Origin of the sequence: Pseudomonas sp. G5001, assembly GCF_013385475.1 — a bacterium.
GTDB lineage: Bacteria > Pseudomonadota > Gammaproteobacteria > Pseudomonadales > Pseudomonadaceae > Aquipseudomonas.
Map to the genome: position 1 here is coordinate 25748 of NZ_JACAPZ010000016.1, position 13126 is coordinate 38873.

Consider the following 13126-nt stretch of genomic DNA (forward strand, 5'->3'; position numbering starts at 1 on the left):
GCTGCGCAGCCCAGCGGGAGCAAGCTCCCTCGCCACATTTTGGTGGGTGGTTCAGGCAGTGACGACCGCCGTCAGTTCCAGTTCCAGCAGGCCGTTGCTGGGTAATCCCGCCACGCCCACCGCCGAACGCGCATGCCGGCCGTGCTCGCCAAACAGCTCAATCAACAGTTGCGACGCGCCGTCGACAACCTTGGAGAAGCCCTGGAAACCTTCCCCGCCAAACACAAACCCGCGAACGAACAGGATGCGCTCGACGTTCTCCAGCCCTACCGCCTGGTCCAGCACGCTCAAGGCCCGTAGCACACAGGTCCGCCCTGCTTCGTTGACCAACTCCGTAGAGGTCTGGTCCGTCACCGGCCCGGTAATCACGCTGTCACCCTGCCGACAAACCTGCCCGCTGACATACGCCACGCCTCCATGAATCGTCACCGGCACGTAGTCCCCCTTGGGGCTCGGCGCTTCGGGTAATTCCAGCCCGAGGGCTTGCAGTTTTTCGCGCACGCTCATGCCGGTTCCTCGACAAATTCCACATGCCCACCCAGCCAGCAACCTTGCACCTGCCCCGCTGCATCCCGGCGAAACCGCAGGGAGATTTGCGAAGGTCGGCCCATGGCCCGGCCCTGGCGGATGTGCACCGGGCGATCATCTGCCGTCACCAGGCCATTCTCCAACAAGCCAAACGCCAACGCGGCAGCCGCGATGCCGGTGGCGGCGTCTTCCGGGTAACCCGAGGACTTGGGAAACTGCCGCGCATCAAACTGTCGCCCGTCCAGATCCGATGGCGCATAGGGGTACAAACCGGTGGAGCCGATGCGCTCGCACAGTTGCTGCATCCGCCGGTAATCCGGTTTCAGGCTATCCAGTACCGCCACGCTTTTCAGCGCGATCAGGGTTTTCACCCGGCTGGTGCAAGCGTTCTGGATCGGCAGCGGTGCCAGTTCGTTGGAAGTGATGCCGAGCACCGACAGAATCTCGGCCTCGACTTCGGCATCGTTCAACGCCTCGACCTGGCCCTTGGGCTGGCTGATTTCCACCTGGATATCCGGGGTGCCCGCAGCGGTGATCCGCGCATCCACCGGACCGCTCAGGGTCGATAACGTCAGGCGGTCCTTGTGCAGCATGCCCAACCGATCCAGCAGCCACACCGCTCCCACGGTGGCGTGGCCGCACATTTCCATCTCGTGGTTGGGCACCCAGAAGCGCAAGGCAAAATCGAACTCGCTGCCAACCGGTGCGGCGAACACGAAGCCGCACTCATGGCCATAGTCGCGGGCGACTTGCTGCATGTCGGCATCGCTCATGCCATCGGCGACGGCCACGGTTGGCGCGGGGTTGCCGCCACGGGCGGTGGCGGGAAAAACATTGACCAGGTGAACCTCGGGCGTCATTTCGCCTCTCCCTGAAGGGTGGAAACAGTCGGCGCCACGGCGTCGACGATGGAGTTGGTGTAGACCTGCTGCGGGTCGAGTTCGACCGGGTCGCTCTCCACAGCGTTCATGAAGCGAATGTTTTTCTCAACGCCGTCTTTCTCGATGCGCGGCGTGGCCGGGTAGGACGGCAGCGAAGCGGTCCAGGCAGCATTGAAGATGGCGGCGTCGGTGTGGGCGAAATACGGGCGCACCGACTCGCGAGCCTTGTCCGGGTCGCTGGCAATCAGGTGTTCGGCACGCCACAGGGCGCGGACCATTTTTTCGGCCGTGACCTTGTTGCTGGCCAGCCAGTCTTCACGGGCAATCATCGCAGTGAAGAGGAAGCCGTCCAGGGGTTTGTATTCGCCCTTGGCCAGGTCCATCAACACAAAGCCGCCTTGCTTCTCGGCGGTGGTGATGGTGGGTGGCGACAGCGAGAAGCCGTTGATGCTGCCTTGGGAAAACGCTGCGAGCATGTTTGGCGCGCCGCCGATGGGCATGATGGTGAAGTCTTTGTCGGGGTTGAGCCCCGCATCCTTGGCCAGGTAGCGCACCAGCATGTCGGTGGTGCTGCCAGGGCCGGTGACGCCGATCTTCAAGCCCTTGAGGGCCTGGGCACGGGCGGCCAGGGATGAGGTGGCCGACACGCCGGCCTTTTGCGCCGAGGCACCGTCGATCACCACGGTGCTGCCGAACTGGGTCTGCACGGCGGCGAATGCCTGGACATTCTGGCCTTTGGTGCGGGCGCGCACCGCGACGGCGGGCAGGCCGACGTACGCATCCGCATCACGCCCCAGCACGGCGGTGAGTGCTGCCGAGCCGCCTTTCTGGAATACGATGACGTCCACATTCAGGCCTTCATCGGCGAAGTAGCCTTGCTTCTGCGCGACGTAGATCGGCACATAGAGGAAGCCTTCGCTGGGGAACGCCAGGGTGACTTTGGTCAGGTCCTGGGCCTGCGCGGCGGGCAGGCAGGAAGCGAGTAAAACGCTGGCGATGAACAGTGGTTTGAACATGATCAAGCTCCGCAAAAATAAGGGGTTAAACCGCAACTTCACGTTCCGCTTCGTTGGCCTTCCACGGCATCAACTTGCGTTCTGCCAGCTTCACCGCCGTGTTCAGGATCAGCGCGAGGGCGATGATCCCCACCAGTGCGGCAAATACACCGGCGGTATCGAACTGCGAGGCTGCATCCGAGAGCAGGTAGCCCAGGCCCCGGTTGGCGGCGATGATCTCGCCCACCAGCGCGCCGATCAGCGCATAGGGCACCGACAGGCGCAGGCCGGTGAATACCCAGGTGAAAGCGGACGGGATGACCACCATGGTCAGCAGGTCGCGCTCCTTGGCGCCCATCAGGCGCAGGATGGTCAGTTGCTCGCGGGACACGTTGCGCACGCCGCTGTAGGTGTTGAGGAACACCAGGAAGAACACCACGGCCGCGGTCAGGATGACTTTCATCGGCAAGCCGATGCCGAACCAGAGGATGAACAGTGGCGCCAGCGCGACTTTCGGCAAGCTGTAGAAGGCGGTCAGGAACGGGTCGAGAATATCCGCCAGCAGCTTGGCGCGGCCCAGCACCAAACCGGCGATCAAGCCTGCGAGGGAGCCGAAGGAAAAGCCCAGCACGGCTTCCAGGGTGGTGATGCCGGCGTGATAGAAGAACACCCCGTTCATGAGGATTTTCCACAGGCTTTGCGCCACCGCCGAAGGCCGGCTGATGAAAAATTCCACGCCGAACCAGCGGGACACACACTCCCAGAACACCAGCAGGAAAATCAGGAACAGCAAGCGATAGACCTGGATCATACGACCTCCAGCGAGTGAGCCAATGAGGCGGGATCGGCAGCACCGGCGACGTCGGGCGCCAGGCGTTTCCAGAGGGCGGCGCAGAGTTCCACGTAGCGTGGGTCGGAGCGCAATTGCACCAGGTTGCGTTCACCGCCCAAGGGAATATCGAGCACATGGTCGATGGTGCCCGGGCGACCGGCGAACACCACGCAGCGGTCCGCCAGCGCGATGGCTTCATCGACATCGTGGGTAACGAACAGCACGGTCTTGTTGAGCTTGCGGCACAGGCGCAAGAGTTCGGTCTGCAGGGTCAGGCGCATCTGCGCATCAAGGGCGCCGAAGGGTTCGTCCATCAGCAGGGTTTCCGGGTCGCTGGCCATCAAGCGCGCCATGGCCGCGCGTTTGCGCATGCCGCCGGAAAGCTGGTTGGGGTAGCTTTCGCCAAAACCGGTAAGGCCCACCAGCGCCATCAGCTCCTCGACGCGACTGTCGATCCGGGCCTTGGGCATGCGGCGGATTTGCAGCGGCACGGCGATGTTGCCGGCCACGGTGCGCCACGGCAGCAAGTGGTCGGCCTGGGTCATGTAGCCGACACGGGTGTTGACGCCCTTGACCTCGGCGCCGTCGTAATGCACCTGGCCCTCCGTGGGGCCAAAGAGCCCGGCGGTCATGTTGAGCAAGGTGGACTTGCCGCACCCCGAAGGTCCGACCAGGGTGATGATTTCGCCCCGCTGAACTTCAAGCGATACGTTGCGCACGGCCACAAACTGGCGGCCCTCGACTTTGAAGCTTTTTTGCACCCCTGCGAAGCTGATAAAGGGTTTTGCACTCACCGCCCCTCCTCGTCCGGTAGGCCGGACTTGTTTGTTGTTGACGGGGTGAGGATGAACGGATGACGGATTTGCGGCGCACGGGATCGGGCCGGATCATGCGCGGGATCGGGACATCAAAGAAGTTGAGGCGGTATCAGCCGCGGCGCCACTCATCCGGCGACACGCCCAGCACCCGGCGAAACACATGGGCCAGGTGTGACGGTGACTCATAGCCGACGTTATTGGCGATCTCCAGCACCGACATGCGGGTGTGCCGCAACAACGTCTGCGCGCGCTCCAGGCGCAGGCGCTGGACGTACGCCAGCACCGTCTCGCCGGTGTGCAGCGCGAACAGCCGGGTCAGATGGCGGCGCGACATGTGAAACGTCTCGGCGATTTCATCCAGCCCCGGCGCATGTTCGAGGTTGCCTTCCACGTACGCCTTGACGTCACGCACCAGCATGGCGCCGTGGCGCTCGGTAGATGAGCGTTGCAGGCTCGGCTGGCTGAGGGAAATCGCCAGGCATTCGAGCAGCAGCAAGTGATCGGCCTGGGCCACCTGGCGGCGGCGGTCGATGTACAGGTCGGGTTGGCTGAAGGCTTTTTTTGCCAGGAGCAGATGGTGCAACGGCGCGGAGGTTTGCCAGATGCCCAGGGTGGGCACGCGCAGCAAGCGGTTGGCATCACCGGACAGGTCACGCAAGGCGTAGTGCATGTAGTCGGGGTCGACGTAGAACGCTACGTGGCCCTGGCTGGCGGTGAGTGACGAGGAGGAATGGCTGGATTGCGGCGGCACCAGTACGAACTGGCGGTCGATCACCGAGGTGGTGCGCCCGCTTTCTTCATCCTTGAAACGCAACAGGCCGTGCTCGGGCACCATCAGCATGAATTCGTCGTGGGCATGGGCCCCGGTTTCATAGGCGCCGTTGGAGTTGAAGACGCTGTAGATGTCGCGCATCGCCAGGCACTGCCAGTGGATGTTGGAGTGCTGACACTAGCATGTTTGGTGCCAGCGAAGCATTGTGGCGAGGGAGCTTGCTCCCGCTGGACCGGGCTGGCGCTCCAGTGCGTAGCGCGCCCCTCTTTTTTGGGGCCGCTTCGCAGCCCAGCGGGAGCAAGCTCCCTCGCCACATAGATCACCTCAGGTCATGATCAGGCCAACGGTACACGACGGGTGGAAATCGCCAGGCGACCCACACCGAAGCTCAACGCTGCGCCCAGCAGCAACATCAACAAGGTGCTCCACGCAGCACGGGACAGTTGCTTGGCCGCGACTTCACCGGCTTCACGGGCTTTCTGTTCAGCCTGTTGCTTCAGTTCGTCGACCTTCTGCACGGCCTGCTGGTAGGCCTGGGCGTAGTTGTCGACAATCTGGGTGGCCTCAGCCTGGCTCTTGCCGGTACGGGCCGCAACAATGTTGACCAGTGCCTGCTTGTCCGCCGCGTTCAACGCCGGCTCACCGGAAGCCTTGACCCGCTCGAACCACTGCTTCAATTCATCACCAGCCTGGGCTGGGTTGGTCGCGGCATCGTTGGCCGACTGCTTGCCGTCCGCAGCCGCCTGATCGGCTTTTTGCTCAACGTTGGCCGGGTCCAGTTCAGGTTTGCCGCTCTGCTTGAGCAGTGTGTCGAGCTGACCTTGCAGGCTGTTCCAGTCCAGCTTGATGCCCTGCTCATTCAGTTGCTGCTTGACGCTGTCGCTGATACCCGGCGCCACGGCGGCGATCCCGCTGCCGGCAGCCGACAGGCCCTTGCCGACGACATTGCCCGCCGCTCCCACAACGCTGGTGGCCAGCGCGGCCAGCAGCCAGGTGGTGAGCAAGGTGGTGATGGTCCAGCTCAGCACGCCGTGCAGGCCGCCGCGATCCGGCGCGGTGCGCCCGGCCACGAATGCACCGGCACCGATTGCCAGCAGCGTCGAGACAAACAGCCAGATCCCGGCACCGGTGCCGAAACCGCTCAGCGGGTTACCCGCGGCCATCGGGTCTACCGCGCTGGCGCCAATCGCGGTGCCAAGTACGCTCAATACCAGATAGGTCACCAGGGCAATTGCACTACCGGCCAATACCGAGCCCCAGGACACACGAAACAGCGAACGGTTGGTTTCATAGACAGTGGTCATGTTAAATCCTTTGAACAGTGGGTAGGTGGCCAGTTTGGCGAGGCACCTGCCCTGCGGTCTCGACACAATTGCACTAGGCGCACTGGTGCATTCGCACCCCGCGCCGGGCACTTTCTCTGCACTATCCTGAGCCTCAGGTGTCGTACTTCCCATGCGACTTACCCCAGGAGAAACCATGAGCCAGGCCGTCCTCGCCAAAGAAACCAACCGCCGCCAACTGCAGCAGATCATCTCCGGCTTGTCCGATGGGGTGATCCTCGCCGAGGCCGACCAGACCATACTCTGGGCCAATGAAGCCGCGCTGCTGATGCATGGCGTGGATAAAGTCGAAGACCTGGGTGCCAACACCAAGGAATACGCCGCGCGCTTTGCCTTGCGGTATCGCAACAACCACCCGTTGGTGCTGGAGAATTATCCTCTGAGCCGGGTGGCAGACGGTGAAGAGTTCAGCGATGTGGTGGTGGAAGTCACCCCCACCGGCGACGAGGAAAAAGTCTGGGTGCATCGCCTGCGCAGCCTGGTGCTCGACGACGCGTCGGGCGAGCCGGAATTGCTGGTGTTGATCCTGAGTGACGCCACCGAATGGGCCAGCGCCGAACAGCGCTTCGAAAAGACCTTCAATGCCAACCCGGCGCCGGCGGTGATTTGCCGCCTGAGCGACCTGCGCTACATCAAGGTCAACCAGGGCTTCCTGGAGATGACCGGCTACAACCGCGACCAGGTGATCGGCCACTCGGTGTATGAACTGGACGTGCTGGAACAGGCCGAAAACAAGGACTTGGCCGTCAAGCGCCTGGGCGAAGGCGCGACCATTCCACAGATGCAAGCCGAACTGAAACTGCCCGAAGGCGGCAGCAAACTGGTGATCGTGGCCGGCCAGCCGCTGGACATGAATGAGGAAGACTGCATGCTGTTTTCCTTCACCGACCTGGAGCCTCGCCGCAAGGCCGAAACCGCCCTGCGTCAGAGCGAGGAACGCTTCGCCAAGTCGTTCCGCCTGACGCCGGTGCCGACCCTGGTGTGCAACGCCGCCAACCGCCAGGTGGTGGATATCAACGAAGCCTTCATGACCATCACCGGCTATACCAGTGAAGAACTGATCGGCAAATCCATCGAAGACATCGACTTTATCGACAGCCCCCAGGCCTGCACGCAACTGTTCACCACCCTGGAAAAAGCCGGCAACCTCGACGGCCTCGACCTGAAGATTCGCAAGAAAGGCAATGAGCTGATCGACTGTGTGCTGTCTGCCGACACCGTCAGTATCCAGGATGTGCCCTGCTACCTGCTGGTGCTGATGAACATCACCGAACGCAAGCGCTCCGAGCTGGAACTGGTGGCCGCGATCGAGGAAGTGATGCAGGACGCCTCATGGTTCAGCCAGACGCTGATTGAAAAACTGGCCAACGCCAAGAGCGTCAACAGCCCCAATGTACCGAACATTTCCTTTACCGACCTGACCGCCCGCGAGCGCGACGTACTGGGGTTGATTTGCGAAGGCCTGGCCGACAAGGAAATCGCTTCGCGCCTGAAACTGGCACCCAACACCGTGCGTAACCATGTGGCCACGGTGTACTCCAAACTGGGGGTGCATAGCCGTAGTGCAGCCATCGTGTGGGCCCGTGAGCGCGGGCTGTTTGCCGGTGAGTTGCGGGTTAAAAAGCCGAAATAGAGTGCAAATGCACTAGTGCGACCGGTGCAAATTCGCCTTATTGCGCGGGGGTGCACTGCTTAACCTTGAAGGGTGGGCACAGGGCTTCGGGTCCTGTGCCGTTGAGATGTCATGCCCTTTAAGGAATCCATCATGAAAAGCGAACAAGTCAAAGGCGCCGTCGAAAAAGTGGCCGGCAAGGCTCAAGGTTTTCTGGGTGATCTGACCGGTGACGAACGTCTCCAGGCCGAGGGTGTAGCTCGCCAGGCCGCTGGCCAGTTGCAGCAAACCTACGGTGACGCGCTGGACACCGTTGGCGATTTCGCCAAGCAAAAACCCCTGGCAACGGTTGCGATCGTCGCCGGTGTCGGCCTGCTGCTGGGCCTGTTGCTGCGTCGTCGCTGAGGAGAACCCTGATGTTTACGCTCTCCCAACTGCGCAACTGCATCGAAGAGGCCCTGTCGCCCCTGACCTGCGAATTCACCCTGTGCCGTGACGCGTCGTTGACGCTCAAGGTCTTCGACGCCGAAAGCGGCCGGGTGGATTTGGTGGTCACCGGGATCAGCGTCAACAAGCTGCAGACCCCGCAGGAAGTGGAAAAGATGGTCGACGAGTTGCGGTACGAATTGCAGAGCAACACCGTCGGTAAACTCAGGCTGGATGACCTGCCGCTGCGCCCTTTGTAGGAGCGGGCTTGCTCGCGAAAAACGCCCAGGCACCGCGTTCATTCAGGCGTGGCGCGTTATCGTTAACGACCTTCACGAGCAAGCGTGCTCCTACAGTATGTCGCGGGCTTTCAACGACGCCCCGATAAAATAGAACACCCCTCCCCCGACAATGAACGCTGCCAACATGTAGAACATGTAGTGGGCCGGCAGGTTGGCCAGCACCAGCCCGCACAGCACTGGCCCCAGGGCAGCACCGAGGTTGGAGAGGTTTTGCGCCCCGTAGTACATGCCCCGCAGGTTGTCCGGGGCGATGCGGTCGATGAACATGTACTCGGCCGGAAACACCACGATTTCGCCCACGGTGAAAATCGCCATCGCCAGGATCCACCACCACACGTTGCTCGCCAGGGCAAAGCCAATCACCCCCAGCATGAACATGCCCAGGCCGAAGATCAGCCACTGGCTCAGGTAGCGGTGGGAAATGCGCCGGCCAATCGCGTATTGCAGGGCAATCACCAACACCGCGTTGGTGGTGAGTACCGCGCTGATGATGGTGTAGGTGTATTCGGCGGTAGTGGTGGTCACCAGGTACTGCGACAGGTACGCGGTGAACTGGCCGAACACCACGGCACTGAGCAGGCCGCCGACGGTGAAGCACACCAGTCGGTGATCCCGCAGCAATACACGCCCCACCGCGAGGAACGACACCGGCTTTTGCGTGGTGTCTACCGTGGCCAGCGTGCGGTCGCCCCAACGCCAGTACAGCAGGAAAAAACCGAAGCCCAGGACCGCCGACAGGATAAACGGCAAGCTGATATCGAGCTTGGCCACCATCGCGCCAAAAAACGGCCCTACGGCATAGCCGATATTGGTCAGGGTGTACTTGATGGAAAACGCTTCGCTGCGCTCATCTTCCGGCAACAGGCTGGCAAACCCGGACTTGATCGCGATGTCGATCACCGCGTACGCCAGGTTGATCAGGATCAGGCAGCTGTAGAACGACCAGATTTCCCGGGCCAGCACCGTGCCGATAAACCCCAGGGCAAACACCACACTCAAGCTGAGCAATAGCCTATAGCTGTCGATGCGGTCTACCAGGAAACCGCCGTAGACACTCAGCAGCGAGCCGACGATCAACGAGCTGCCGATCACCAGGCCGACCTGGCTGATGTCGAGGGCAAAGTGGTTGGTGAGGTAGATCACCAGGTACGGGAAGGTGATGGCCTTGGCCAGGGTGAGGATCAGCGTGGCCGACAACAACAGGTTCACGGTACGCGGGTAATTTCTTATTGTGGCAAGCATCCTGCTCTCATTCCAATCAAGGTAAAGGGACCATTGCGGCCCGCAGCGGACGTACCTTAACGCAAAACAAGAAGAAAAAAATGCTGATTTATGCATTTATGCAAAAATCAAATCCAGCGGGATGAAGCGCGATCACCCATCCCGCCGAACGCTTTATTTTTTAACGGGGGTGATGTCGAGAATCGTGCCGTTGGTGGTTTTGAGCAATACGTACTTGTCGTTCACTCGGGCCCACTGGCTGTCTTCTTCCGGCTGCTTCAGGCCACGTTTCTTCCAGTCGGCAATGGCCGACTCCTTACGCATCAGAATGTCTGGCGCGCGGTCTCCCGTCTTGAGGTCGCGGGTATTGATATTCGAAGGCTGCACGGTTTTTTGCGGAGTATCTGCGGCCTGGACGGTGAGACTCGCGGCGGACAGGCTCGCGGCAACCAGCAGGCAGGCAACAAGGGATTTGGACTTCATGGGCACTTCCTTCAATGAATGACGCGTAAAGATTCCGACCGCAGCGGCGTGGAATCATTCAGCGCCGTGATGGAAGCGGCAGATGGATGGGCGGCCAGCGACCGGGCCGGCGATTAATCAGATAAGATTGGTTCCTTTTTCCAGCCGCTCAGGAATTCCAATGACTGGTACCCACGTCATCATCATTTTCGTGACCGTTGTCACCTTGCTCGCGCTCTACGTGTTCGGCACCTACAGGGAACTGGTGGCCCTGCTCGATCGCTGCAAAAAAGCCTTCGGCCAATTCAAGGAGGCCGAACAACAATTGGCGGCGGCGCAAAATGCCTCGTCACCCACCGCAGAAATCGCCAGCCTGGAAAGCCGTGTCGCGTTCACCCGCCAGCTCTTCCACGACTCGGTCAACAACTACAACACCTACAAGCACAAGTCGCCGACCTCGGTGGTGGCCGAGCTGCTCGGGCATCGTGATGATGTCAGCCTGTCGGGGTTCGAGGCCAAGCGTACGGCCTGACCTGCCGGCGCTTACACAGGTGCACGCTGACGTGTCGGCGTGCCCTGATGAAACACCATCTGCCACTGCCCGCCGCTTTCGCGCCACACCGAACTGCGCAACGACTCCCCCGCCGCATTTGCATCCGTCGCCGCGCGCTGGCAGCGATACGTCACCAACGCCACGCCTTCGGCCAGCACCTTCATTGCAAAGTCACTGACGCTTCGGGCTGAAAACACCTCATCCTGCAGCCCCTCGATCACCTCGGCCTTGCTGCCCCACACATTGCCGCTGGCACCAAATTCGACGAAATCATCCGCCAGCAGCACCGACAACCGCGCCGCATCTGCACGGGTGGTGCATTGGTGCAGCTCCTGTTCCAGGCGGCGTAAATGCTCTGCCAACTCCATACCCATTGCCCTCGTGAAATTAATCCTGTAATTTTTCATGAAATTTCCTGATAAGAATTTCACGAAGCGCCCATGGACAAGCAAGAAGAACTCGACGCCCTGGCGATCCTGATCCACGACCTGCGCAAGCACAAGAAGCTCACCCTGGCGCAACTGGCGCAAAAGATCGAGCGTTCCGTGGGTTTCCTGTCCCAGGTTGAACGCGGTCTGTCGCGCCCGACCGTGGCCGACCTCACGGCCATCAGCCACGCCCTCGGTGTGCCCACCACCTATTTCTACAGCCTGTCCAAACCCAAGGCGGTGGACTGGGTCACCCGCCCCAACGAACGGCGCACGGTGTATTACGCCAATGGCATCACCGACATCCTGGTGTCGCCGAGCATGCACGGCGCGTTCTCGATCCTCGACAGCCTGCTGGCCCCCGGTGCCAACAGCGGCGAACAAACCATGAGCGACCGTGCCGAACAGGCCGGTTACGTGCTGGAGGGCGAGTTGACGCTGTGGGTCGAGGGCGAGCCGGACTCGGTCACCCTGGGCCCCGGCGACAGCTTCCACCTGGCCAGTTTTGCCCACTGCCGCTACGGCAACCTGACCGACCTGCCAGCCCGCGTGCTGTGGGTCTACAACTAGGAGCAACACCCGTGAAAAGCCATGCTTCCACGCTTTTGGCCGAAGTCCGGACCTTTCGCCAGAACCATCCCGATGTGCGCTACGTCGACCTGATTGCCCTGGACATTCCCGGGCATTTCTACGGCAAGCGCTACCCGGTGGAGATGCTGGAAAAGGTCGCCGCCGGCAGCCCGTTGAAACTGCCGCAGAACGCGGTGCTGCTGGGTGCCCAGGGCGGCCTGTTCAAGATCGGCGACTATTGCTTCCACGACGGCGACCCGGACGCCAACCGCCGCCTGGTGCCCGGCACCCTCAAGCCCGTGAGCTGGGAGGCGCAGCCGCTGGGGCAGATGTTGATTACCTCCGACGGCACCGAAGCGCCCATCGAATTCGAACCCCGGGAAGTACTGGCCAAGGTGCTGGAACGCCTGCAGCGCAAAGGCATTCACCCGGTGGTCGCGTTCGAGCTGGAGTTCTACCTGTTCGACAAAAAGCTCAGCGACGGCCTGCCGCAATTTGCCCGCGACCCGCTGAGTGATGACGCGGACGACCAGCCCAACTTGCACATCGAGCGCCTGTCACGCTTTGCGCCGGTGTTGGACGATATGGTCGAGACGGCCAAGGCCCAGGGCATCGACATCACGGTGATCACCGCCGAACTCGGCCCCGGCCAGTTCGAAATCAATTTCGGCCACCTGGAAGACGGCCTGCGCGCCGCCGACTGGGCCGCCCTGTTCTGCCGCAGCACCCGTGGCGTGGCCCTCAAGCACGGCTATCGCGCCAGCTTCATGGCCAAGCCTTACCTGCAACACCCCGGCAGCGGCATGCATGTGCACGTCAGCCTGTACGATGCGGCGGGCAATAACCTGCTGGCGGCCCACCAGCAGCAACCGTTGCGCCACGCAGTGGCGGGTTGCCTGGAACTGCTGCCGCACTGCATGCCGATCTTCTCGCCCAACCACAACGCCTTCCGCCGCCTTGGTGGCACGGTCAACGCGGCAACCCGCGCGTGCTGGGGCTTTGAAGACCGTGACGCGTGCGTGCGAATCCCTGAATCCGACCCGCGCAACCTGCGCATCGAACATCGCCTGGCGAGTGCCGATGCCAACCCGTATCTGGTATTGGCGGCGATTCTGGTGGGGCTTGAGCATGGTCTTGAAGCAGCTAAGGAGCCCATCGCCCCGCTGAACGAAGACCGCAACAGCGGCGCGGACTTCCCCGTGGAAATGCTGGAGGCGGTGCGCGCCATGCAGCATCAGCCGACGTTGCGCGAAGGCCTGGGCGCGGAGTTTGTCGACGTGTATTGCGAAAACAAACGCCAGGACCACCTGGCATTCCAGCAGGAAATTCATGCGCGGGAATATCGCTGGTATCTCTAGGCACTGATGGTTAGCCTCGTGGGCA

General features: G+C 61.8%; 16 protein-coding genes. 6 read left to right on the forward strand and 10 right to left on the reverse strand.

All coding sequences use genetic code 11. From position 1 onward, the window contains the following. Window positions 1-51: 51 nt before the first annotated feature. From HX805_RS14285 to HX805_RS14315, 7 genes are all read right to left on the reverse strand, one after another. On the reverse strand, window positions 52-507 hold the full coding sequence (locus tag HX805_RS14285; RefSeq protein ID WP_003211568.1) for a RidA family protein: 456 nt from the start codon (window positions 505-507) through the stop codon (window positions 52-54). Continuing rightward, a complete protein-coding gene (locus HX805_RS14290) occupies window positions 504-1388 on the reverse strand; it encodes a PhzF family phenazine biosynthesis protein (RefSeq protein ID WP_003211571.1) in 885 nt (294 codons plus the stop codon). The genes HX805_RS14285 and HX805_RS14290 overlap by 4 nt, the downstream gene beginning before the upstream one ends. Continuing rightward, entirely contained in the window at window positions 1385-2425 is a 1041-nt protein-coding gene (locus HX805_RS14295) for an ABC transporter substrate-binding protein (protein ID WP_177116973.1), read from the reverse strand. The genes HX805_RS14290 and HX805_RS14295 overlap by 4 nt, the downstream gene beginning before the upstream one ends. Before the next feature lie 25 nt (window positions 2426-2450). After that, window positions 2451-3215, reverse strand: coding sequence for an ABC transporter permease (locus HX805_RS14300; protein ID WP_177116974.1), 765 nt, complete (start codon window positions 3213-3215; stop codon window positions 2451-2453). Next, window positions 3212-4030 (reverse strand): ABC transporter ATP-binding protein, encoded by an 819-nt coding sequence (locus HX805_RS14305; RefSeq protein ID WP_003211576.1) that lies wholly within the window; start codon window positions 4028-4030, stop codon window positions 3212-3214. Before HX805_RS14305 ends, HX805_RS14300 begins: the two co-directional genes overlap by 4 nt. 133 nt (window positions 4031-4163) lie before the next feature. Next, the gene (locus HX805_RS14310; RefSeq protein WP_003211578.1) at window positions 4164-4967 is read right to left on the reverse strand and encodes an AraC family transcriptional regulator; all 804 of its coding nucleotides are present in this window, start codon (window positions 4965-4967) and stop codon (window positions 4164-4166) included. A 194-nt stretch (window positions 4968-5161) separates the two neighbouring features. Further along, on the reverse strand, window positions 5162-6130 hold the full coding sequence (locus HX805_RS14315) for a hypothetical protein (RefSeq protein ID WP_177009748.1): 969 nt from the start codon (window positions 6128-6130) through the stop codon (window positions 5162-5164). Between the two features lie 175 nt (window positions 6131-6305). Between HX805_RS14315 and HX805_RS14320 the strand changes: the two genes are divergently transcribed. From HX805_RS14320 to HX805_RS14330, 3 genes are all read left to right on the forward strand, one after another. Next, on the forward strand, window positions 6306-7802 hold the full coding sequence (locus tag HX805_RS14320) for a PAS domain S-box protein (protein WP_003211582.1): 1497 nt from the start codon (window positions 6306-6308) through the stop codon (window positions 7800-7802). 132 nt (window positions 7803-7934) lie between these two features. Beyond that, window positions 7935-8186 (forward strand): CsbD family protein, encoded by a 252-nt coding sequence (locus tag HX805_RS14325; RefSeq protein WP_003211583.1) that lies wholly within the window; start codon window positions 7935-7937, stop codon window positions 8184-8186. An 11-nt stretch (window positions 8187-8197) separates the two neighbouring features. Then, window positions 8198-8467: a DUF1652 domain-containing protein gene (locus tag HX805_RS14330; protein WP_003211585.1), complete on the forward strand. Its 270-nt coding sequence runs from the start codon at window positions 8198-8200 to the stop codon at window positions 8465-8467. A gap of 90 nt (window positions 8468-8557) precedes the next feature. Here HX805_RS14330 and HX805_RS14335 read toward each other — a convergent pair whose 3' ends face one another. Both HX805_RS14335 and HX805_RS14340 read right to left on the reverse strand, forming a co-directional pair. Further along, window positions 8558-9751, reverse strand: a complete 1194-nt coding sequence (locus tag HX805_RS14335) for an MFS transporter (protein ID WP_087694085.1) — start codon at window positions 9749-9751, stop codon at window positions 8558-8560. Between the two features lie 153 nt (window positions 9752-9904). After that, the gene (locus tag HX805_RS14340) at window positions 9905-10213 is read right to left on the reverse strand and encodes an RcnB family protein (RefSeq protein ID WP_003211589.1); all 309 of its coding nucleotides are present in this window, start codon (window positions 10211-10213) and stop codon (window positions 9905-9907) included. 160 nt (window positions 10214-10373) lie between these two features. On the opposite strand from HX805_RS14340, the gene HX805_RS14345 reads away from it, so the two are divergent. After that, window positions 10374-10724 carry a LemA family protein gene (locus HX805_RS14345; RefSeq protein WP_087694086.1) on the forward strand — a complete coding sequence of 117 codons (351 nt, stop codon included), beginning with the start codon at window positions 10374-10376 and terminating at the stop codon, window positions 10722-10724. A gap of 11 nt (window positions 10725-10735) precedes the next feature. Here HX805_RS14345 and HX805_RS14350 read toward each other — a convergent pair whose 3' ends face one another. Beyond that, entirely contained in the window at window positions 10736-11113 is a 378-nt protein-coding gene (locus tag HX805_RS14350; protein ID WP_256344142.1) for a DUF4440 domain-containing protein, read from the reverse strand. A gap of 72 nt (window positions 11114-11185) precedes the next feature. Here HX805_RS14350 and HX805_RS14355 point away from each other — a divergent pair, with 72 nt between their 5' ends. Beyond that, a complete protein-coding gene (locus tag HX805_RS14355) occupies window positions 11186-11743 on the forward strand; it encodes a helix-turn-helix domain-containing protein (RefSeq protein ID WP_003211595.1) in 558 nt (185 codons plus the stop codon). Window positions 11744-11754: 11 nt separating this feature from the next. Next, window positions 11755-13101 (forward strand): glutamine synthetase family protein, encoded by a 1347-nt coding sequence (locus HX805_RS14360; RefSeq protein WP_087694088.1) that lies wholly within the window; start codon window positions 11755-11757, stop codon window positions 13099-13101. The last annotated feature ends 25 nt before the right edge of the window (window positions 13102-13126 follow it).